This window comes from Pseudomonas sp. Irchel s3h9, from assembly GCF_900187475.1.
GTDB lineage: Bacteria > Pseudomonadota > Gammaproteobacteria > Pseudomonadales > Pseudomonadaceae > Aquipseudomonas > Aquipseudomonas neuropathica.
Window position 1 is genome coordinate 1 of the sequence record NZ_FYDH01000026.1, and the last position, 20,001, is coordinate 20,001.

20 protein-coding genes are annotated in these 20,001 nt (G+C 60.3%); 10 read left to right on the top strand and 10 right to left on the bottom strand.

All coding sequences use genetic code 11. From position 1 onward, the window contains the following. Positions 1-167: 167 nt before the first annotated feature. Positions 168-1,166 (bottom strand): AraC family transcriptional regulator, encoded by a 999-nt coding sequence (locus CKW26_RS28620; RefSeq protein WP_095051055.1) that lies wholly within the window; start codon positions 1,164-1,166, stop codon positions 168-170. A 351-nt stretch (positions 1,167-1,517) separates the two neighbouring features. Between CKW26_RS28620 and CKW26_RS28625 the strand changes: the two genes are divergently transcribed. Continuing rightward, positions 1,518-2,852 carry a dicarboxylate/amino acid:cation symporter gene (locus CKW26_RS28625; RefSeq protein ID WP_007917521.1) on the top strand — a complete coding sequence of 445 codons (1,335 nt, stop codon included), beginning with the start codon at positions 1,518-1,520 and terminating at the stop codon, positions 2,850-2,852. A 145-nt stretch (positions 2,853-2,997) separates the two neighbouring features. Beyond that, positions 2,998-4,179, top strand: coding sequence for a CaiB/BaiF CoA-transferase family protein (locus tag CKW26_RS28630; protein ID WP_095051056.1), 1,182 nt, complete (start codon positions 2,998-3,000; stop codon positions 4,177-4,179). Positions 4,180-4,312: 133 nt separating this feature from the next. On the opposite strand, the gene CKW26_RS28635 is transcribed toward CKW26_RS28630, so the two are convergent. Then, the gene (locus tag CKW26_RS28635) at positions 4,313-4,807 is read right to left on the bottom strand and encodes a SprT family zinc-dependent metalloprotease (protein WP_095051057.1); all 495 of its coding nucleotides are present in this window, start codon (positions 4,805-4,807) and stop codon (positions 4,313-4,315) included. A 127-nt stretch (positions 4,808-4,934) separates the two neighbouring features. Then, the gene (locus tag CKW26_RS28640; protein ID WP_016773629.1) at positions 4,935-5,537 is read right to left on the bottom strand and encodes a Yip1 family protein; all 603 of its coding nucleotides are present in this window, start codon (positions 5,535-5,537) and stop codon (positions 4,935-4,937) included. Between the two features lie 288 nt (positions 5,538-5,825). On the opposite strand from CKW26_RS28640, the gene ttcA reads away from it, so the two are divergent. Beyond that, positions 5,826-6,650: a tRNA 2-thiocytidine(32) synthetase TtcA gene (gene ttcA, locus CKW26_RS28645; RefSeq protein WP_007917513.1), complete on the top strand. Its 825-nt coding sequence runs from the start codon at positions 5,826-5,828 to the stop codon at positions 6,648-6,650. Positions 6,651-6,784: 134 nt separating this feature from the next. After that, positions 6,785-7,459: a DNA-3-methyladenine glycosylase I gene (locus CKW26_RS28650; protein ID WP_095051058.1), complete on the top strand. Its 675-nt coding sequence runs from the start codon at positions 6,785-6,787 to the stop codon at positions 7,457-7,459. A gap of 114 nt (positions 7,460-7,573) precedes the next feature. Here the strand turns inward: CKW26_RS28650 and CKW26_RS28655 are convergent, their stop codons facing one another. The 3 genes from CKW26_RS28655 to arsC are packed head-to-tail and all read right to left on the bottom strand — an operon-like array spanning position 7,574 to position 8,947. After that, a complete protein-coding gene (locus tag CKW26_RS28655; protein WP_095051059.1) occupies positions 7,574-7,999 on the bottom strand; it encodes a DUF2069 domain-containing protein in 426 nt (141 codons plus the stop codon). Position 8,000: 1 nt separating this feature from the next. Beyond that, a complete protein-coding gene (gene wrbA, locus CKW26_RS28660; RefSeq protein ID WP_095051060.1) occupies positions 8,001-8,597 on the bottom strand; it encodes an NAD(P)H:quinone oxidoreductase in 597 nt (198 codons plus the stop codon). After that, complete coding sequence (gene arsC, locus CKW26_RS28665) at positions 8,594-8,947, bottom strand: arsenate reductase (glutaredoxin) (RefSeq protein ID WP_093442189.1); 354 nt, start codon at positions 8,945-8,947, stop codon at positions 8,594-8,596. The genes wrbA and arsC overlap by 4 nt, the downstream gene beginning before the upstream one ends. A gap of 113 nt (positions 8,948-9,060) precedes the next feature. Here arsC and CKW26_RS28670 point away from each other — a divergent pair, with 113 nt between their 5' ends. Further along, a complete protein-coding gene (locus tag CKW26_RS28670) occupies positions 9,061-9,528 on the top strand; it encodes a TlpA disulfide reductase family protein (RefSeq protein WP_007917494.1) in 468 nt (155 codons plus the stop codon). A gap of 288 nt (positions 9,529-9,816) precedes the next feature. Here CKW26_RS28670 and CKW26_RS28675 read toward each other — a convergent pair whose 3' ends face one another. Both CKW26_RS28675 and CKW26_RS28680 read right to left on the bottom strand, forming a co-directional pair. Next, on the bottom strand, positions 9,817-10,221 hold the full coding sequence (locus tag CKW26_RS28675; RefSeq protein WP_093442194.1) for an META domain-containing protein: 405 nt from the start codon (positions 10,219-10,221) through the stop codon (positions 9,817-9,819). Further along, positions 10,221-10,655: a hypothetical protein gene (locus CKW26_RS28680; protein WP_095051061.1), complete on the bottom strand. Its 435-nt coding sequence runs from the start codon at positions 10,653-10,655 to the stop codon at positions 10,221-10,223. Before CKW26_RS28680 ends, CKW26_RS28675 begins: the two co-directional genes overlap by 1 nt. Positions 10,656-10,788: 133 nt before the next feature. Between CKW26_RS28680 and CKW26_RS28685 the strand changes: the two genes are divergently transcribed. Further along, positions 10,789-11,247, top strand: a complete 459-nt coding sequence (locus CKW26_RS28685; protein ID WP_095051074.1) for a hypothetical protein — start codon at positions 10,789-10,791, stop codon at positions 11,245-11,247. A gap of 12 nt (positions 11,248-11,259) precedes the next feature. On the opposite strand, the gene CKW26_RS28690 is transcribed toward CKW26_RS28685, so the two are convergent. After that, positions 11,260-12,249 carry a 2-hydroxyacid dehydrogenase gene (locus CKW26_RS28690; RefSeq protein ID WP_095051075.1) on the bottom strand — a complete coding sequence of 330 codons (990 nt, stop codon included), beginning with the start codon at positions 12,247-12,249 and terminating at the stop codon, positions 11,260-11,262. 81 nt (positions 12,250-12,330) lie between these two features. Beyond that, a complete protein-coding gene (locus tag CKW26_RS28695) occupies positions 12,331-15,084 on the bottom strand; it encodes a response regulator (protein WP_095051076.1) in 2,754 nt (917 codons plus the stop codon). 219 nt (positions 15,085-15,303) lie between these two features. Here CKW26_RS28695 and CKW26_RS28700 point away from each other — a divergent pair, with 219 nt between their 5' ends. The 4 genes from CKW26_RS28700 (at position 15,304) to rlmD (ending at position 19,952) form a co-directional block, all read left to right on the top strand. Next, positions 15,304-16,026, top strand: coding sequence for a response regulator transcription factor (locus CKW26_RS28700; RefSeq protein ID WP_095051062.1), 723 nt, complete (start codon positions 15,304-15,306; stop codon positions 16,024-16,026). Continuing rightward, a complete protein-coding gene (locus CKW26_RS28705) occupies positions 16,013-17,437 on the top strand; it encodes a sensor histidine kinase (RefSeq protein ID WP_095051063.1) in 1,425 nt (474 codons plus the stop codon). Before CKW26_RS28700 ends, CKW26_RS28705 begins: the two co-directional genes overlap by 14 nt. 236 nt (positions 17,438-17,673) lie before the next feature. Then, the gene (gene cysM, locus CKW26_RS28710) at positions 17,674-18,576 is read left to right on the top strand and encodes a cysteine synthase CysM (protein WP_026000780.1); all 903 of its coding nucleotides are present in this window, start codon (positions 17,674-17,676) and stop codon (positions 18,574-18,576) included. Then, complete coding sequence (gene rlmD / locus CKW26_RS28715) at positions 18,576-19,952, top strand: 23S rRNA (uracil(1939)-C(5))-methyltransferase RlmD (RefSeq protein WP_095051064.1); 1,377 nt, start codon at positions 18,576-18,578, stop codon at positions 19,950-19,952. Before cysM ends, rlmD begins: the two co-directional genes overlap by 1 nt. Positions 19,953-20,001 lie beyond the last annotated feature (49 nt).

Genomic DNA, 20,001 nt, shown 5'->3' on the forward strand with positions numbered 1-20,001 from the left:
TACGAAGCTGCACGGTGGACACCTCTTCCCAAGACACAGGCCATCTCCTTCGCGATGAACAATGTGTCTATTAAAAAGTGTCCACCATGTCTCCGAACACCTGTCCACCATGTCTCCGGTACATACACCGGGAGAGGGTTAGGGTGAGGGGCTTTTGATTTAGCGCCTCACTGCTCCTGCGCCCGATAAGCTCCCGGCGTCAGCCCGGTCCACTTCTTGAACGCCCGATGAAACGCCGACGGCTCGGAAAATCCGAGCTGCTCGGCAATCTGCTGCAACGACAGATCCGCACGGCCCAAATGATAAATGGCGATATCTCGCCGCAACTGATCCTTCAACTCCTGAAAACTGCTGCCTTCCTCACGCAAATGCCGGCGCAGCGTTTGCGGGCTGATGTGCAAGTGCGCCGCCACCGCTTCCAGATCCGGCCAGTGTGCCGTGTCGCGACTGAGCAAACGGCGCAGGCGGCTGCTCAGGCTGTCGCCGTCGTCCGGGCGTGAGAGCAGGTCGGCGGGGGAGCGTTCGAGGAAGTGTTTGAGGGTGCGTTCATCCTGCAACAGCGGCATAGACAGATATCGGCTGTGGAATAAAAGGCTGCTTTGCTCGGTACCGAAAGTCAGCGGGCAGGGGAACAACAGGTCATATTCAGCGCCGTGATCGGGGCGGGGATAGCTGAAAGTTGCCTGCTCGAGGCGAATTCGCTGGCCAATCAGCCAACTGCCGAGGCGATGCCAGATCACCAGCAAACTCTCGGTGAGAAAGTGATCCGGGTCGCACATCTGCGAATCGTCGAGGCTCAGGCGCACCCATTCGTCTTCGCGCGTCAGGCTCAGGCGCGGGGCTTCGGGGAATAGGCTATAAAACAATAAACCCCGTTGCAGGGCTTTCTCCAGATTGCGGCAGTGAATCGAGGCGTGGCACATCATGGCGAAACTGCCGGGCTTGCTCGGGGCGTTGCCGAAACCCAGGTATTCGTCATCCAGCGCCAGCCACAGGCCCTGAATCAACCGGGTGAATTGTTCCGGAGCGATGCGTGCGCGCGGCTCGTCGAGCAGTTCCGGGCTGATGCCCAGTTGCAGCAGCAGGCCCGAGTAATCGAACCCTTGGCGGCGCGCGCCACCGAGGGCGGCACGGGCGAAATGACTGGCGATGGTGCGTTCGCGCATAAGCGGCAGATCCTTCCTCAGGCGCCGGATGGTAGCCGGCGGCTGGACACGCCTACAAGGCGGATTTCCGCCAAATTGTAGGACGAGAAGCGGCGAGTTGGCGGAAATCCGCCACACTTGAGTCACCGAGTGGTGACATCCATGACGGTGTAATCCCTGATATCAAAAGGCTTGCAGGCAATCGCACCAAAGTGGCACGACGTTTGCGATACAAGCCACAGAAGCGTGCGTTTGGCCCTGATGGAAAACGCTGCTCCAACAACAAATCCCTCCAGTGCAGGAGGGTTCGCAATTAAGGTTTCGCGGCCAACAGATGGATGTTGCTACGCGGGACGCTTGAGGAAACCTGCAATGACGACTCGTCAGCCACTGTACAAATCCCTGTATTTCCAGGTGATCGTTGCCATCGCCATCGGCATCCTGCTTGGTCACTTCTACCCTCAGACCGGTGTGGCCCTCAAGCCGCTGGGTGATGGGTTCATCAAACTGATCAAAATGGTCATCGCCCCGATCATCTTCTGCACCGTTGTCAGCGGCATCGCCGGCATGCAGAACATGAAATCCGTGGGCAAGACTGGCGGCTACGCGCTGCTGTACTTCGAAATCGTTTCCACCATTGCCCTGCTGATCGGTCTGATCGTGGTCAACGTAGTGCAACCGGGCGCCGGCATGCACATCGACGTCACCACCCTGGACGCCTCGAAAATCGCCACTTATGTGACGGCCAGTAAAGACCAGAGCATTGTCGGTTTCCTCCTCAATGTAATCCCGAACACCATCGTCGGCGCGTTCGCCACCGGTGACATCCTGCAAGTGCTGATGTTCTCGGTGATCTTCGGCTACGCCCTGCATCGCCTGGGTTCGTACGGTCGTCCGCTGCTGGACATGATCGATCGCTTCGCCCACGTGATGTTCAACATCATCAACATGATCATGAAACTGGCGCCGCTGGGTGCTTTCGGCGCGATGGCCTTCACCATCGGTGCCTACGGCGTCGGCTCGCTGGTGCAACTGGGCCAGTTGATGATTTGCTTCTACATCACCTGCATCCTGTTCGTGGTGGTGGTGCTGGGTGCGATCTGCCGTGCTCACGGTTTCAGCGTGTTCAAGCTGGTGCGTTACATCCGTGAAGAACTGTTGATCGTACTGGGCACGTCCTCGTCGGAATCGGCATTGCCACGCATGCTGATCAAGATGGAGCGTCTGGGCGCGAAGAAATCCGTAGTAGGTCTGGTGATCCCGACCGGTTACTCGTTCAACCTCGACGGTACTTCGATCTACCTGACCATGGCGGCCGTGTTCATCGCTCAGGCGACCGACACTCACATGGACATCACTCACCAGATCACCCTGCTGCTGGTATTGCTGCTGTCCTCCAAAGGTGCGGCGGGCGTGACCGGTTCGGGCTTCATCGTGCTGGCTGCCACTCTGTCGGCGGTAGGTCACCTGCCGGTGGCCGGTCTGGCGCTGATCCTCGGTATCGACCGCTTCATGTCCGAAGCCCGCGCACTGACCAACCTGGTCGGTAACGCAGTAGCGACCATCGTGGTTGCCAAGTGGGTCAAGGAGCTGGATACCGATCAGCTGCAAACCGAGCTGGCCTCGGGCGGTCGCGGTATCTCTGATGAGCGTGAAGAAGATGATCTGGGTGTGGCTGAAGGCCCAACCCCAAGCAATGTGAAGTAAGTACTGCTTGCCTGGAAAAACCCGCTTCGGCGGGTTTTTTCTTGCCTGCGATTTGAGCGTAACGGTCACACCCGCTGACATTTCCGGTGATTGCCGTACGCGGTATCGCTGCCTAGGCTGAGTGCATCGCCCAAGGAGTTCGCCCATGTCCGCACCGCTGGCCTCACTGAAGATCCTCGATTTCTCTACATTGCTGCCGGGGCCGTTCGCCTCGCTGTTGCTGGCGGATATGGGCGCTGAAGTGCTGCGCATCGAATCACCAACGCGCATGGACCTGCTGCGGGTATTGCCGCCGCATGATGGCGGAGTTTCGGCCAGTCATGCCTACCTCAATCGCAACAAGCGCAGCCTGGCCCTGGACCTCAAACAGCCCGAGGCGCTGGACGTGGTCAAGCAATTGCTGACCGATTACGACATCGTCCTCGAGCAGTTTCGCCCCGGTGTCATGGAGCGTTTGGGCCTGGGCTATGAAGCGCTGAAGGCGATCAACCCGAAGCTGATCTACGTGTCGATCACCGGTTACGGCCAGACCGGGCCGTACAAGGATCGCGCCGGGCATGACATCAACTATTTGGCGCTGGCGGGGCTGGCCAGTTACACCGGCCGCGCCGATAGCGGTCCGTTGCCATTGGGTATGCAAGTGGCGGATGTCGCCGGTGGTTCGTTGCACGGGGTGATCGGCTTGTTGGCGGCGGTGATTGCGCGGCAGCAAACCGGGCAGGGCACGCACCTGGATGTAAGCATGACCGACTGCGCGTTCAGCCTGAATGCAATGGCCGGTGCCGGCTATCTGGCTTGCGGCGAAGAGCCAGAGTGGGAAGAGCAGATGCTCAACGGCGGCAGCTTCTACGATTATTACCGTTCTCGCGATGGACGCTGGATGTCGGTGGGCAGTCTGGAGCCGGGGTTCATGCAGCAATTGTGTGCGGCGCTGGGGCGGCCGGAGTTGGCCGCACAGGGCCTGTCGCCCAAGCCTGAACAGCAGCGGGCGTTGAAATACGCGCTGACGGTCGAGTTTGAAAAACATGACTTTGCTGAATTGTGCGAGTTGTTTGCCGGGATTGATGCGTGTGTCGAGCCGGTATTGAGTCTGGGGGAGGCGGTAAGCCATCCGCAGTTGCGGGCACGGGAATTGGTGACGCAGGTGCCGCGTGAGGATGGTACGACGCAGGCGCAGATGGCCTGTCCGTTGAAGTTTTCCGAAGCGTTGCCGGCGCCGCGGCATGTTGGCGCGGTGTTGGGGCAGCATACGGATCAGGTGTTGGGGGAGTTGGGGTTGAGTCCTTCGAAAATTGAAGAGCTGCGCCGGGCCAAAGTCATTCTTTAGTGCCTGTTCTGGCCTCATCGCTGGCAAGCCAGCTCCCACAGTTTTCGAGGTGTCCACAGATTCTGTGTAAGACACCTAAACCTGTGGGAGCTGGCTTGCCAGCGATGGGGCCAGTCAGGGCGAAACAAACTGACTATTCCACCCGCATCTCGCCACTGAACACCAACGTGTTCCGGCAGCGGCGACACAGGTAACGCCGTCCCTGCCGTACCAGACTATGGCGCTGCGCCGAAAACGGAAAATCGCTGTCAGCGCATGGGCATTTGTAGATATAGCGGGTCACGCTGCGGCGCTTGATTGCATAGGTGTGGCAGCGATCCGGCGGCAGTTCGTAAACCCCGCGCATGATCAGTTGCCATTCCTCGCCGTGGGGCTGAATGCGCTCGCCAAACAACTGATGGGCGATCAGGTGCGCGACTTCGTGGGCCACGGTCTGCTTGAGGAAGTGTTCGGTGTTTTCCCGGTACAGCTGCGGATTGAAGCGCAGCAGATTCTCGTGCAGATGCGCGACACCGGCTTTTTGCCCGCGCAGCTTGAGACTGACGACAGGGCGTGGGAAAGAACGTTTGAAAAAGGCTTCAGCGAGTTGGTAACAGTCTTCGACGCGGGTATTGAGTTGCTCGGGCATGCTTGATGGATCTCCAGAGGCGTCGAGTATGCCGCAACCCTGTGGACTTGCGAATCGCCGAGCTGCCGAATGGTCATCCTTGAAACGACAAGGCCGCCTTGCGGCGGCCTGTGATCAGCCTGTCGAGTCAGTTCGTATACACAGGCCCGACGCCCAGCCCCCAGACAATCACGGTGAATGCCATGATGGCGACCAGCACCACCAGACCCACCGCCAGCACCGAGCTGGAAAACAGGAAGCCCTCGTCCGACGGAATATTCATGAACGTCGGCAGCCCCACATACAACAGATAAACCGTGTAGCAGATGGCCGCCGTACCGACGATCATCCCCAGCCACATATGCGGATACAGCGCCGCCAGACCGCCGACGAACAACGGTGTCGCGGTATAAGTGGCAAATGCGACACAACGGGCCAGACTCGGGTTGGCGTCATAGGTACGCGCCATCCAGTGCACGAAAGCGCCCATGACCGCGACCCCGCCGAGCATGGCCAGGTACGACATGATCGTCATCCACAGTGCGCTTTCAAAGGTAAGCATCACCGGTGCGCGGTTGCCGATCACCCAGCCAACCTGAGTAGTGCCGATAAACGCCGAGACAGCGGGGATCGCCGCCAGAATCAGCGTGTGGGTGAGGTACATGTGGCTGATGCTTTCCTCTTGGTCGCCACGGATTTCCTTCCATTCCTGATCGGGGTGGGTAAAAAGTCCCACTACGTGATGGATCATGCCAGTCACTCCTCTTGTTATTGCCATCGCCCCCCAGCGGAGCGCCTACGGGCCAAGGTGGCCGAGCAAATACAGGTCTTCAGATGTGTGCGACCTTATGTCGCAGTATAGAAAGGTCTTACCCGCACAGGTATTAGGGGCTTAGAGCAAATCGCGCTGTAAACAGGGCGGGTAATCGCCTCGGGGTCTGTTAACGAGTCGTCGGCTGGCCGCGACAACCTGTGCCCACAACCCCGGGGTTTTTGCGTAAAATGCCGGCCTTTCGTCACACCTCACGGATTTCGCGTCATGGGCACTCTTACGGTCAACCAGAACAAACTGCAAAAGCGCCTGCGCCGCCTGGCCGGCGAAGCGGTCGCCGATTTCAACATGATTGAAGACGGCGACAAGGTGATGGTCTGCCTGTCCGGCGGCAAGGACAGCTACACCATGCTCGACGTGCTCCTGCACCTGCAGAAGGTTGCACCGATCAAGTTCGAGATCGTCGCGGTGAACATGGACCAGAAGCAGCCGGGATTCCCCGAGCATGTGCTGCCGGCCTATCTGAAAGAGCTGGGCGTCGAGTACCACATCGTCGAGAAAGACACCTACTCGGTAGTCAAGGAACTGATCCCGGAAGGCAAGACCACCTGCTCGCTGTGCTCGCGCCTGCGTCGCGGCACGCTGTACACCTTTGCCGATGAAATCGGTGCGACGAAAATGGCCCTCGGTCATCACCGCGACGACATCGTCGAGACGTTCTTCCTCAACATGTTCTTCAACGGTTCGCTTAAAGCCATGCCGCCGAAGCTGCGCGCCGACGATGGTCGCAACGTGGTAATCCGTCCGCTGGCGTACTGCAACGAGAAAGACATTCAGGCTTACTCGGATTTGAAAGAATTCCCGATCATCCCGTGCAACCTCTGCGGTTCGCAGGAAAACCTGCAGCGTCAGGTAGTCAAGGAGATGCTTCAGGACTGGGAGCGCAAGACCCCGGGCCGTACCGAAAGCATCTTCCGCAGCCTGCAGAACGTGATTCCATCGCAACTGGCCGACCGCAACCTGTTCGACTTCACCAGCCTGAAGATCGACGAGACCGCTGCTTCGCGCTTCGTCAACGTCGTCAATCTGTAAACCCATTTCAAATGTGGGAGCGAGCCTGCTCGCGAAAGCGGTGCGTCATTCAACTGATTTGTTGACTGATACTCCCACTTCGCGAGCAGGCTCGCTCCCACATTGGTTTCTTGCTTCATTCAATAGGAGAGGGCATGCGCGATTACAAGTGGCTGCACGAATACTGTCTGAACCGCTTCGGTTCGGCGGCTGAACTGGAAGCCCATCTGCCCGTTCCCAAGACCCCGGCACAACTGCGCAAGATCAGCGACGACCGTTACCTCTCGACCATGGCCCTGCGCGTATTTCGCGCCGGCCTCAAACACAGTCTGGTCGACGCCAAGTGGCCGGCCTTCGAAGAGGTGTTCTTCAAGTTCGACCCGGAAAAAGTCGTGCTGATGAGCGCCGAACACCTTGAGCGCCTGATGCAGGATGCGCGAATCATCCGTCACCTCGGCAAGCTCAAGAGCGTGCCGCGCAATGCGCAGTTCATTCTCGATGTGGAGAAGGAGAAGGGCAGTTTCGGTGCGCTGATTGCCGACTGGCCGGTGACCGATATCGTCGGTTTATGGACGTACCTGAAAAAGCACGGCCATCAACTGGGCGGGCTGTCGGCGCCACGGTTTTTGCGCATGGTTGGCAAGGACACGTTTGTGCCGAGCTACGACGTGGTCGCGGCGCTGAATGCGCAGAAGATCGTCGACAAGGTGCCGACCAGTTTGCGTGACCTGGCGATTGTCCAGGACACGTTCAACCAGTGGCATGAACAGAGCGGCGGGCGGGCGATGAGCCAGATTTCGATGATGCTCGCGTACACAGTGAATCATTGATACCGAGTTGCCCCAATCGCTGGCAAGCCAGCTCCCACAGTTTTTTTTATTGATCACAATATTGTGTTTCAACACTGACCCTGTGGGAGCTGGCTTGCCAGCGATGTCGATCTGTCAGGCGACGGAGATCTCGCCTTCGCCCGCCAACTTGCGATTCAACTGATACCGCCACCGCACATACAACAGCGCCGAGCAGAACACCGCCAGGCTCGCGATCATCTCCAGCACCCCAAACCACTGTCGACTCGGGTCATACGCCGCCAGTGCGCCTTTGATGAAATACAGATTCACCACAAAGCACATCCACGAATGCCCACGGGCACTGCCCATGATCATCGCCGGGGCGAGGATGATCCACGGGATCAGCTCGACCAGCAGAATCACCCATGGCCGCGCGCCGTGCAGGTCGGCGAACAGCAGATAGTAGGCCGCGAGCAGACCGGCTAGGGCAAAAAAACTCAGCAGGCTGAGCACCCGCATCGCCTTCACCCGTGGCTCAAGCCACTCGACACTCGGCAGAATCTTCGGCTTCTTCGCCATCTCAGCCCACCAGTTTCTGAGCGGTTTTGGCCAGCCGCAGACCCAACGCACGGCACAGCGCCACTTCGTGCTGATCGAGGCCTTTTTTGCCGTCCGCTCCGGCGTGATGACTGGCACCGTAAGGCGTGCCGCCACTCTGGGTTTCCAGCAGCGCCGACTCGCTGTACGGCAGGCCGGTGATGAGCATGCCGTGGTGCAGCAGCGGCAACATCATCGACAGCAGGGTGGTTTCCTGACCGCCGTGCAGGCTGGCGGTGGAGGTGAACACGCCAGCCGGTTTGCCGACGAGGGCGCCGGTCAGCCACAGGTTGCTGGTGCCGTCGAGGAAGTACTTCAGTGGCGCGGCCATGTTGCCGAAACGCGTCGGGCTACCGAGGGCGAGGCCAGCGCAGTTCTTCAAATCATCCAGCGTTGCGTACAGCGCGCCGTCCTCCGGGATGGCCGGGGCCACGGCTTCGCACTCGGTGGAGATCGCCGGCACGGTGCGCAGGCGCGCTTCGAGGCCAGCCTGTTCGACACCGCGGGCAATCTGCCGGGCCATCTCGTTGGTCGAGCCGTTGCGGCTGTAATACAGCACCAGAATGTACGGCGCGCTCACGGCAACAACTCCAGGATATTTTCGGGTGGACGACCGATCACCGCTTTGTCGCCGACCTCGAGAATCGGTCGCTCCATCAGTTTTGGATGCTGGGCAATAGCGTCGATCAATTGCGCTTCGCTGAGGCTTTCGTCAGCCAGTTGAAGCATTTTGTATTCATCTTCCCCGGTGCGCAGCAACTGACGTGCGCTGATCCCGAGCTTGCCGAGCAGGGCCTTGATTTGCGCTGCATTCAGCGGGGTCTCGAGGTACCGCACGACGTTCGGGGTCAGGCCGCGGGCTTCAAGAAGCTCCAGCGCGCCGCGGGATTTCGAGCAGCGCGGATTGTGATAAAGCGTCAGATCGGTCATGGCGGGTCGCTTCTGGCGTAAAGTGGCGGCTATTCTAACTGTGCAGCGCGCAATCCAGAACCTTCGGAGGCAATGGGTCGCAGGCGCCTTCAAATTTTCTCAAGGAACACGACATGACACGGCGATTGGCAGCGGCATTGACGATAATCGGGGCGTTGATGCTGGGGGGCTGCGGCAATGATTACGGGATCGACCAGAACGGTCAGAAGGTCGCGTCCGAACGTCTCGACAAACAATGGGTGGTGCTCAACTACTGGGCCGAATGGTGCGGCCCGTGCCGCACCGAGATCCCGGAGCTCAACCATCTGGCTGACGAGCTGAAGAGCAAGAACGTCGGCGTGTTCGGGGTCAACTTTGACAATGTGCAAGGTGTGGAGCTGAAAGACGCCAGTGAAAAACTGGGCATCAAGTTCACCGTGCTGGCGCAGGATCCGGCGGAGTTGTTTGAGTTACCGCGCAGTGAGGCGCTGCCGGTGACGTACATCATCGACAACAAAGGCAAGGTGCGTGAGCAGTTGATGGGGGAGCAGACGGCGGCGGGGGTGATGGCGAAGCTGGAGGCGTTACAAGCGACCAAGTGAGTTGCCGCTAAAGAGCAACCCTCACCCCAGCCCTCTCCCAGAGGGAGAGGGAGCCGACCGAGGTGTCTGGCGAGGTACATCGACCTGAGAGATCGAGTCGATTGTGAATTCGTCAAAACCAGATCCGCTCGATTAGGCAGTCGCAAGAGCGGGATTCGATCGATTATGGATTCGATGAAGACCCTTCAGGTCGGCGTAGCTCCCCAATATCCCCCAATCAGTCCCCTCTCCCCCTGGGAGAGGGCTAGGCGGGCGGCGTTCCGATGAGGGCATCGGCGGACTAGCCAATCAACCCTCTTCCAGCCACCAGCGCAGCGGCTTGCCTTCAGCCGGCCAGAAGCGCATCTGCTCGATCGGCGAGATATCCCAGCGCTCGACGTGTTCCAGCGCCTGCAGGAAGCGTTGTTCCTGCTCCATCAACGCTGGTGCACAGAGTTTGCGGGTCTTGCCGATCTTGCCGAAGGTCAGCTTGTCGCCGTCCAGCGTATACGGCGCAAACCAATGGTTGCAGCCGCCGTTGCCGTAGGCGCGGCCATCATCGCCCAGGGTCACGGTCAGATGGCTGTAATCCATCAGCGGGCGCTCGCCGATCCACTCCAGAATGTAGCTGCGGTTCTGTTGCAGTTGCACAGGCTCTGCCGCGCAACCCACCAGACCCACACCGACCATAGCGGTCAGGGCAAGCCGTTTCATCACGCAGGCTCCTGGCATTTCGGGCACAGGTGCTTTTCGCCCACGGCTTTCCAGCCCAGCTCGGCGATGCGCGCGGTGGCCGCCGGTTTCTCTGCGGCCTTGCCGAGTTTGGCGTCCACGGCAAATTCGAAGCTCAGCTCTTTGGCGCAGCTGTCGCAATTGACCTGCCAGGTGTGGATCGCCAGTTCGCCGAACACCGGGCCAGTGGTCATCGCGGTCCATTGGCCCGGCGGGTTGATCAGGTGGCGGACGGTTTCAACGGTCAGGCGCATGGACAAGTCCTTGCTGCCTTTGAGGGTGACCAACAGCGCGTCACCGATGCGAATCGAGCCACCATTGCCGGTGACCTGATAGCGGCCCGGAACGAGGGCGCGGCATTCGGTGAGGGTGTGTTGCGGGTTCATCAGGGTATAGCGGAAATCGTGTTCGACCATGGGTCCTCCAAATATGCGCGACATGCTAGCACGGGGTTGATTGCAGAATGATGCGCGCGTGCGACCTTCGATCCGGTTCAAATACCGCGACACTCATGGCAAACTGCCGGCCTCGAATCTGAAGGAACGGAACATGGCGCTGATCGAATGTTATGAATGCAAAAAGAGCATCAGCTCCGAAGCCTCGGCCTGCATTCATTGTGGAGCTCCGATGGCGGAGCAAACCGCTCACGCCCAGGCGCAGGCAACTGCGGCCCCGGCTCAGCCTTCGACGATTTCTTTTGGCAGTCTGCCGCGTAACAAGGCTGTGCCCGAAGTCACTGCTCCAGCGCCTGAACCGCAACCTTTACCGAAAGTCATGCCGGCCGCCGCACGGCGTCGGCGCCAGCAGCCAACCGAGCAACCGGCCACAGAGCAGGCCAATGCCGACGGCAGTCGTCCGGTGGAAGGCTGGCTGAAGATCATGATCTTCCTGCTGCCGATGTTTTTCGTCTGGTTCCTGCTGCGCTACGGCCACTCGATGAAACAGCGCTTTTTTGGTTTCGGCTGGCTGGCGATGCTGATTCTGGCGTCTTCGCTTTCACCGAAATAAGCGCAAAAAACCTCAGCCCTCGACCTGGTTCTGTGGCGTTCCCGCCGCCCAGGTCGCGATGTTGTGCAGGGTGGTTGCGGCAATTGCACCCAGCGCTTCGCGGGTCAGAAAGGCCTGATGCGCGGTGATGATCACGTTGGGAAAGGTCAGCAATCGCGCCAGCACATCGTCCTGCAAAGGCAGGTCGGAGCGATCCTCGAAAAACAGTTGTGCCTCTTCCTCATAGACATCCAGTCCCAGATAGCCGAGTTGGCCGTCCTTCAATGCATCGATCAGTGCCGGTGTGTCGACCAGCCCACCACGGCCGGTATTGATAAGCATGGCGCCCGCCTGCATGTGCGCCAGTGAATCGCGGTTGATCAGGTGTTTGCTTTGCTCGTTGAGCGGACAGTGCAGGCTGATGATCCGCGACTGCGCGAGTAGTTCCGGCAAGCTCAGGTAACGCGCACCCAACGCCAGAACATCGGGGTTGGGGAAGGGATCGTAAGCCAGTAGCTCACAACCGAAACCGTGCATGATTTTCGCGAACGTGGCGCCGATCTGTCCGGTGCCGACAATCCCCACGGTTTTGCCGACCAGGTCGAAACCGGTCAGGCCATGGAGGCTGAAATCGCCTTCACGGGTGCGGTTATAGGCACGGTGCAGGCGACGGTTGAGGGCCAGGATCAGCGCCACGGCGTGTTCGGCCACCGCATGCGGCGAGTAGGCCGGAACGCGCACCACGGCCAGTCCGAGACGTTTCGCTGCGGCCAGATCGACATGGTTGTAGCCCGCCGAGCGCAGGGCAATCAGACGCGTGCCGCCCGCAGCCAGGCGCTCCAGCACCGCAGCGCCGAGGTCATCATTGATGAACGCACAGACCACTTCATGTTTATCGGCCAGCGCTGCTGTATCGAGGCTGAGCCGGGCCGCTTGAAAGTGCAACTCGATACCTGCCGGGCAAGCGGCGGCGAGAAAGCTGTCGCGGTCATAGGTCTGGCTGCTGAAAACGAGCGTGCGCATGAAATCCTCCTGGAACATCGACACGGATTGAATCACCGAACCTACTTTAGCGCTGCCGGCGCTGGCCGGCATTGCCGTGGATCAGGCGCTGATCTTCGCTTGTGCCGCGAGCCGGTTGATCGCGCGCTCCAGTTCTTCCAGCGCTGCCACGGCCTTGGGGTCGTCCTGCTTGAGCAGGGTTTCGCTGCGCTGGCAGGCCGCGCGCAATTGCGGTACGCCGCAATAACGGGTGGCACCGTGCAGGCGATGGACGCGTTCGATCAATGCATTCTGGTCGCGGTTTTCGCACGCCGCGCGGATGGCCTCGCGGTCGGCTTCCAGTGAGGCGAGCAACATGGCCAGCATGTCTGCCGCCAGATCAGCCTTGCCGGCGGCCAGGCGCAAACCTTCCTCGTGATCGAGCACCGGCAGTTCATTATTGCCCGCCGCGCTGTCGCTGATCCGCTCCGGCCCTTGATTGCGCAAGGCCAGGCCGGTCCATTTCAGCACCACCTGCGCCAGTTGCCGTTCGCTGATCGGTTTGGTCAGGTAATCGTCCATGCCGCTTTGCAGCAACGCGCGTTTTTCGTTGGCCATGGCGTGGGCGGTGAGGGCGACGATCGGCAGCGGCGTGCAGTGCCGCTCGCTTTCCCACTGGCGAATGGTTTCGGTGCTCTGGCGGCCGTCCATGCCCGGCATCTGCACGTCCATCAACACCAGATCGAAGGACTCGCTTTGTACGGCTTTGACCGCCGCGTAGCCACTTTCCACCGCAAGTACCTTGGCGCCCATGTCTTCGAGCAGGGTTTGCACCAGCAGCAGGTTGGCCGGGTTGTCGTCGACACAGAGCACTTTCGGCGCGCGGCTCGACAGCGGTTCCCCTGGCTCATTGCGCGGCTGGCGCGGGTTGACCAGATCGGCCAGCGCACGACGCAGTTTGCGTGTGCAGGCCGGCTTGGCTTGCAACTGACTGTGCGGGTTCGGCACCGACAGATGGAACAGCGTCTGTTCGGTGGTCGGGCACAGCACCAGCACTTTGCAGCCGAGGTGTTCGAGGTCCCAGATGTGCTGATTCAAACGCTCGGGCAGCATGTCGTTGCTGGTGATGCCGATGACCGCCAGATCAATCGCCTGATCGGTCTGGTGCGCGCCGGTGACGCCATTGGTCAAGGTTTCCAGCGTATTGAACGGCGTGACATCGAGGCCGCAATCTTCCAGTTGATGTTGCAAGGCCTGACGCGCCAGTTCATGACTTTCCAGTACTGCCACGCGGCGCCCGAGTAGCGGCGGGGCCGGCAAGTCTTCGGCGTCGTCACGGGTTTTCGGCAGGCTCAGGCTGATCCAGAATTCCGAGCCTTCGCCGGGTGTGCTGTCGACGCCGATTTCACCACCCATCTGCTCAATCAGACGCTTGGAAATCACCAGCCCCAGGCCGGTGCCGCCCGGTTGCCGCGACAGCGAGTTGTCGGCCTGACTGAAGGCCTGGAACAACGCGCGCACGTCCTGATTCGACAGGCCGATGCCGGTGTCCTGAATGCTGATGCGCAACTGCACGCTGTCTTCGTGTTCATCTTCAAGCATCGCGCGGGCAACGATGGTGCCTTCGCGGGTGAACTTGATTGCGTTGCTGACCAGGTTGGTGAGGATCTGCTTCAGGCGTAAGGGGTCACCGACCAGCGACAGCGGCGTGTCGCGGTAGACCAGACTGACCAGCTCCAATTGCTTGGCGTGTGCGGCGGGGGCGAGGATGGTCAGGGTGTCCTGCAACAGGTCGCGCAGGTTGAACGGAATATGGTCGAGCACCAGTTTGCCCGCCTCGATTTTCGAGAAGTCGAGGATCTCGTTGATGATCCCCAGCAGGCTGTCGGCAGACTTTTCGATGGTGCCCAGATAATCGAGCTGGCGCGGGGTCAGTTCGCTTTTCTGCAACAGGTGCGTGAAGCCGAGAATACCGTTGAGCGGCGTGCGGATCTCGTGGCTCATGTTGGCGAGGAATTCGGATTTGATCCGGCTCGCCTCCAGCGCTTCTTTGCGCGCCAGGTCCAGTTCGATGTTCTGGATCTCGATGGTTTCCAGGTTCTGGCGCACGTCTTCGGTGGCCTGATCGACACTGTGTTGCAGTTCTTCGCGGGCGTTCTGCAAGGTGCCGGCCATGCGATTGATCCCGGAGGCCAGCTCATCCAGCTCTTGGCTGCCAAGTGGCGGCAAACGCGTTTCCAGATGGCCGTCCTTGAGTTGCGCGACGGCTTGCTTGATCTGGCTCAGCGGCCGGTTGATGGTGCGGCCCATGCGCAACGCCAGCAGGGCGGCGCCCGCCAGACCGGCGGCAATCAGCAGCAGGCTGGCAAACAGGCTGCGATAACCGCGCAGCAACATGCCGTTATGCGACAGCTCCAATTCGACCCAGCCAAGCAGTCGCTCGGATTCTTCCGGGATCAGTTCGCCGGCGAGGTTGCGATGTTTGCCGAACACCGGCATCAGGTAACGCGTCGCGTCATTGCCGCTGCGCCGTTGCAAATGCGCGCTGTCGCCGCTCGGTGCCTGATTGAGCATGGTCGGGCCGGCATGCGCCAGCGGCGAGCGGTCCGGGGCGAGGAAGGTCACCGCGCGCACGTCCGGCTGTTCAAGGGATTGCGTGGCGATGCGCTCCAGCAATTCGCTGTTGCCATGGCCCATGGCGGGTGCCACCAGCGGCGCCAGTTGCTCGGCAATCATTTCGCCGCGCTGCATCAATTGGGTCTGCAAGTCGGCCTGCTGCGTCCAGGTGAAATAACCACCCAGCACCAGCGCCATCAGGCTGGTCGGCAACAAGGTCAGCAATAACACGCGACCTTTGATTCCCAGTTTCTTGAGCACGCCTATCTCCTGCATCCCGCTGATCTGTTGACTCATGCGTGCATCCGGCACGCGACATTGGCGCAGTGTAGCGATTTGCTCGCGGGCAATCTCCGGAAAAATGCGCTCGCGTCGGGGCAGGGCGTCGCTGCTCGTTGGTCAGCTCGGTCAACCTTGAGTTGCCCGATGCCCGGCAATCTTGAATAATCAGTCTCAACTGAGAATTACTTGCAGATACTCATGACTCCTGTTTCCGCTGGCCAGCCACGCATTCTCTCCATCGAAGACGATCCGGTACTCGGCGCCTATGTTCACGAACATCTGGGCCGCAGCGGCTTTCAGGTGACCTGGTGCCAGAACGGTCAGGAAGGCCTGAACATCGCCACGCGCCAGCCGTTCGACGTGGTGCTGATGGATATTCTCTTGCCGGGCCTGGACGGTTTGCAGGTGTTGACGCAATTGCGCCAGAGCCATTCGACACCGGTACTGCTGATGTCGGCCCTCGGCGCCGAGGCGGATCGCATCAGCGGTTTCCGTCTCGGTGCTGACGATTATTTACCCAAGCCGTTCAGCATGGCCGAGTTGCATGTGCGCATCGAAGCGATCCTGCGCCGGGTTGCGCTGGATCGGCGCCCGGCAGCGCTGGCGGCGCCAGTGGCGGTCGGTACGCTGCGATTCGATGACGAACAGTGCGATGTGTTTTTCCGCGAACAACCCGCCGGGCTGACCCGCAGCGAATTCCGTTTGCTCGAAACCCTCAATCGCAATGACGAGGAAGTGCTGAGCAAAGCCTTCCTTTATCAGCACGTTTTGCAGCGCGGCTACGCGGCCCACGATCGCAGCCTCGACATGCATATCAGCCAGATCCGCCGCAAACTGAAAGCCATCGGTTACACCGAGCGTGAAGTGCGCACCGTCTGGGGCAAGGGTTACGTGTTGAGCGCCGCTGATGAAACGCTCTGAACTGCCGGGGCGGCATTCACTGTTCTGGAAACTGGCGTTTCTGCTGGTCGCATTTTGTCTGCTGATGATCTGGCTGAGCTGGTCGTGGGGCCGTTATATGGAGGAGCGCAACCAGTTCCTCTCCGACGAAGCGCGCGGCACCCTGACGCGTTACGCCGCGCAAGCGGAACAGGCCTGGCAGCACGGCGGCCGCAGCGGGGTCGATGACTGGTTGCAGAGCATGGAGTTGCGTGAAGCCAGTTGGGTCGGTGTGATCGGTGGCAACTTACAGTCGCTGAGCAATGATCCGCTGAATGATCAGGAAATTCAGCACCTGACCTTCTTGCGTGGGCTCGACTGGCCGATCCACAAGAAAGGCCGCCCGTGGTTGCGTATTCCTTTCCCCAAAGAGCCGTCTGCCGGCAGCCTGGTGATCGAATTGCCCGAACGATTTGTTCCGGGTAAGTACCGGGTGTTCTGGCGCGTCATCACCAACGGCGTGATTCCAGGTCTGTTCACGTTATTGCTGTGTGTCGGTCTGTACCGCTTGCTGGTCGTGCCCCTGAACAACCTGCGCGAACAGGCTAACGCCTGGCGTGCCGATCAATTGAATGTGCGCCTGTCGAGCGGTATCACCCAGCGCCCGGATGAACTCGGCGAGCTGGCGCGGGCGTTCGACTCCATGTCCGAGCGTCTGCAATCCACCGTCGCCCTGCAACAGCAATTGCTCCGCGATCTGTCCCATGAATTGCGCACACCGCTGAGCCGCCTGCGCGTCGCCAGCGAAAGCGAGCAAGATTTAGTGCAGCTACGCGAACGTATCGGTCGCGAAGTCGACGGTATGCAACGCTTGGTCGAAGACACCCTGCAACTGGCCTGGCTCGATACCGAGCGCTCGCCATTGCCCGACGAGGCGATCCAGATTCAGGCCCTGTGGGAAATGCTCACCGACAATGCCTGTTATGAAAGCGGCTGGCCGAGTCTGCAATTGCAGTGTTCGGTCGAGGCGTCGTGCTGGGTGCGCGGCAACTTGAATACCCTGGCGCAGGCGCTGGAGAACATTTTGCGCAACGCGATTCGGCATTCGCCTGCGGGCGGGATTGTGCGGCTCGATGGACGGCGCGATGGCGATTACTGGCACCTGTGGCTGGAAGATCAGGGCGGCGGCGTAGCGGAAGGGGATCTGGAACGGATCTTCTCGCCTTTCACCCGCCTTGACGGCTCGCGGCCCGGCGACGGTGGATTTGGCTTGGGGCTGAGCATCGCGCGCAATGCCGTGCAGCGTCAGGGCGGGAGTATTTGGGCGGAAAATAGCGGGGCAGGGTTGCGGTTGAATTTGCGGTTGCTGGCGGATGACGGTGTTGCGCCGACTGACGCCTTCGCGAGCAGGCTCGCTCCCACATTGGAACTCGGTTCGCCGCAGATTGTGTGATCAACAGTTAATAGTGTCATCACTGCTGACACTACTCCCTGTGGGAGCGATCCTGCTCGCGAAGAGGCCATACGCATCACCGCCAATTAAGATGACCCACCGCAAAAGTCGCACCACTGGTGCGACTTTCAATCCCTTATTCCCATAAACCATAAGCACCGCACTTTGCGTGATATGGCCTGCGCGGGTTTGCCGGTATGATAGGCGCCCCCGCACGTCTGGATTGCGAATACGCCATGACCTTGCAGTACCCAACCATCGCCGATTGCGTCGGCAACACGCCGCTGGTGCGTTTGCAGCGCCTGCCCGGTGCTACCAGCAACACCCTATTGCTCAAGCTCGAAGGGAATAACCCGGCGGGTTCGGTCAAGGACCGTCCGGCGTTGTCGATGATCACCCGCGCCGAGTTGCGCGGGCAGATCCACGCCGGCGATACGCTGATCGAAGCGACCTCGGGTAACACCGGGATCGCGCTGGCCATGGCCGCTGCGATCAAGGGTTACAAGATGATCCTGATCATGCCGGACAACTCCAGCGCCGAGCGTAAAGCGGCGATGACCGCGTACGGTGCCGAGCTGATTCTGGTCAGCCAGGAAGAAGGCATGGAAGGCGCCCGCGACCTTGCGCAGCGGATGGAAGCCGAAGGCCGTGGCAAGGTGCTCGATCAGTTCGCCAATGGCGACAATCCTGAGGCGCACTACACCACCACAGGTCCGGAAATCTGGCGTCAGACCCAGGGCACCATTACCCATTTCGTCAGTTCGATGGGCACCACCGGCACCATCATGGGCGTGTCGCGCTACTTGAAAGAGCAGAGCGACAGCGTGCAGATCGTCGGTCTGCAACCGATGGAAGGCTCGGCCATTCCCGGCATCCGCCGCTGGCCGCAGGAATACCTGCCGAAAATTTATCAGGCCGACCGCGTCGACCGTATCGTCGACATGGCGCAAAGCGAGGCCGAGGACGTGACCCGTCGTCTGGCCCGCGAAGAAGGTATCTTCTGCGGTGTGTCCTCGGGCGGTGCGGTGGCAGCGATGTTGCGCCTGTCCAAAGAAGTTGAAAACGCGGTGATCGTCGCGATCATCTGCGACCGTGGCGACCGTTACCTGTCGACCGGCATTTTCGACGCGCCCAACTGATGGCCAAGCACGAGAGAGGCCTGCGCTTCCAGCCCACGGGTGGGAGCAAGGCCGCGCAAATTCCGACCGGCAAAAAACAGCGCTTGAGCATTGAGCGCCTGGCCAATGACGGTCGCGGTATCGCGTTTTTCGAAGGCAAAACCTGGTTCGTCCTCGGCGCCCTCGCCGGCGAAGAGGTCGAAGCGCGGGTGCTCGGCGCCCACGGCAAAGTGGTCGAGGCGCGCACCGAGCGGGTGTTCAAGGCCAGCGAACTGCGTCGCCCGGCACCGTGTCAGCACGCCGGTCGTTGTGGCGGTTGCAGCGTCCAGCATTTGCCCCACAGCGAACAGCTTGCCCTGAAACAGCGCATGCTCGCCGAGCAATTGTCGCGTGTCGCCGGTGTCGAACCTGAAGCGTGGGCAGCGCCGCTGACCGGTCCCGAATTCGGCTATCGCCGTCGCGCCCGCATCGCCGTGCGCTGGGACATGAAGGCGAAGAAACTCGAAGTCGGTTTCCGTGCCGCCGGCAGCCAGGACATCGTCGCGATCAACGAATGCCCGGTGCTGGTACAGCCCTTGCAACCGATCATGACCCGTTTGCCGGAGATGCTCCGTCGTTTGAGCAAACCGCAAGCATTGGGCCATGTCGAGTTGTTCAGTGGCTCGTCACTGGCGGTGCTGCTGCGGCACATGGCGCCGTTGTCGGAAGCGGATCTGACCATTCTCAAGGAATTCTGCCAGTTCCATGAAGCGCAATTATGGCTGCATGGCGAAGGCGAGCCGCAACCGGTCGATGCGACCCAGGCGCTGGGCTATCGCCTGGAACAGTGGGATCTGGATCTGGCGTACCGCCCGGGTGACTTCATCCAGGTCAACGCCGGCGTCAACGAAGCCATGGTTGCGCAAGCGCTGGACTGGCTGAAACCCGGTAGCGACGAGCGCGTGCTGGATCTGTTCTGCGGCCTGGGCAACTTTGCCTTGCCGCTGGCCAAAACCGTTCGGGAAGTGGTGGCGGTCGAAGGCGTGCAGACCATGGTTGATCGCGCTGAAGCCAACGCCGCTAGTAACAATTTGCATAACACAAAGTTTTTTCAAGCCGATTTATCCCAGCCTTTGACCGATGCCCAGTGGATCGGAAACGGCTTTTCTGCGGTACTCTTGGACCCACCGCGTGACGGTGCTTTCGAGGTAGTTCGCAAGCTGGCGACCCTGGGTGCCAAACGGTTGGTGTATGTGTCGTGCAACCCTGCAACTCTGGCGCGCGATACGGTCGAATTGATCAAGCAGGGCTACCGGTTAAAACGTGCCGGGATTCTCGATATGTTTCCTCAGACGGCACATGTCGAGGCCATGGCGTTATTTGAAGCGAGCCAGGATGGCTCGTCTGAATCCGCCTGATCTGTCCGCGCAGCGCTCGCTTTAGCCCCGCGAGCGCAAACGGGCAACA

What these genes read in the sequence shown, in the direction of transcription:
- ttcA (WP_007917513.1), top strand. Translation starts at nt 5,826, where the DNA reads ATGGGCACTCTTACGGTCAACCAGAACAAACTGCAAAAGCGCCTGCGC.
- CKW26_RS28700 (WP_095051062.1), top strand. Translation starts at nt 15,304, where the DNA reads ATGACTCCTGTTTCCGCTGGCCAGCCACGCATTCTCTCCATCGAAGAC.
- arsC (WP_093442189.1), bottom strand. Translation starts at nt 8,947, where the DNA reads ATGACCGATCTGACGCTTTATCACAATCCGCGCTGCTCGAAATCCCGC.
- CKW26_RS28630 (WP_095051056.1), top strand. Translation starts at nt 2,998, where the DNA reads ATGTCCGCACCGCTGGCCTCACTGAAGATCCTCGATTTCTCTACATTG.
- CKW26_RS28705 (WP_095051063.1), top strand. Translation starts at nt 16,013, where the DNA reads ATGAAACGCTCTGAACTGCCGGGGCGGCATTCACTGTTCTGGAAACTG.
- CKW26_RS28675 (WP_093442194.1), bottom strand. Translation starts at nt 10,221, where the DNA reads ATGAAACGGCTTGCCCTGACCGCTATGGTCGGTGTGGGTCTGGTGGGT.
- CKW26_RS28620 (WP_095051055.1), bottom strand. Translation starts at nt 1,166, where the DNA reads ATGCGCGAACGCACCATCGCCAGTCATTTCGCCCGTGCCGCCCTCGGT.
- rlmD (WP_095051064.1), top strand. Translation starts at nt 18,576, where the DNA reads ATGGCCAAGCACGAGAGAGGCCTGCGCTTCCAGCCCACGGGTGGGAGC.
- CKW26_RS28650 (WP_095051058.1), top strand. Translation starts at nt 6,785, where the DNA reads ATGCGCGATTACAAGTGGCTGCACGAATACTGTCTGAACCGCTTCGGT.
- CKW26_RS28685 (WP_095051074.1), top strand. Translation starts at nt 10,789, where the DNA reads ATGGCGCTGATCGAATGTTATGAATGCAAAAAGAGCATCAGCTCCGAA.
- CKW26_RS28625 (WP_007917521.1), top strand. Translation starts at nt 1,518, where the DNA reads ATGACGACTCGTCAGCCACTGTACAAATCCCTGTATTTCCAGGTGATC.
- cysM (WP_026000780.1), top strand. Translation starts at nt 17,674, where the DNA reads ATGACCTTGCAGTACCCAACCATCGCCGATTGCGTCGGCAACACGCCG.
- CKW26_RS28690 (WP_095051075.1), bottom strand. Translation starts at nt 12,249, where the DNA reads ATGCGCACGCTCGTTTTCAGCAGCCAGACCTATGACCGCGACAGCTTT.
- CKW26_RS28680 (WP_095051061.1), bottom strand. Translation starts at nt 10,655, where the DNA reads ATGGTCGAACACGATTTCCGCTATACCCTGATGAACCCGCAACACACC.
- CKW26_RS28640 (WP_016773629.1), bottom strand. Translation starts at nt 5,537, where the DNA reads ATGATCCATCACGTAGTGGGACTTTTTACCCACCCCGATCAGGAATGG.
- CKW26_RS28670 (WP_007917494.1), top strand. Translation starts at nt 9,061, where the DNA reads ATGACACGGCGATTGGCAGCGGCATTGACGATAATCGGGGCGTTGATG.
- CKW26_RS28655 (WP_095051059.1), bottom strand. Translation starts at nt 7,999, where the DNA reads ATGGCGAAGAAGCCGAAGATTCTGCCGAGTGTCGAGTGGCTTGAGCCA.
- CKW26_RS28635 (WP_095051057.1), bottom strand. Translation starts at nt 4,807, where the DNA reads ATGCCCGAGCAACTCAATACCCGCGTCGAAGACTGTTACCAACTCGCT.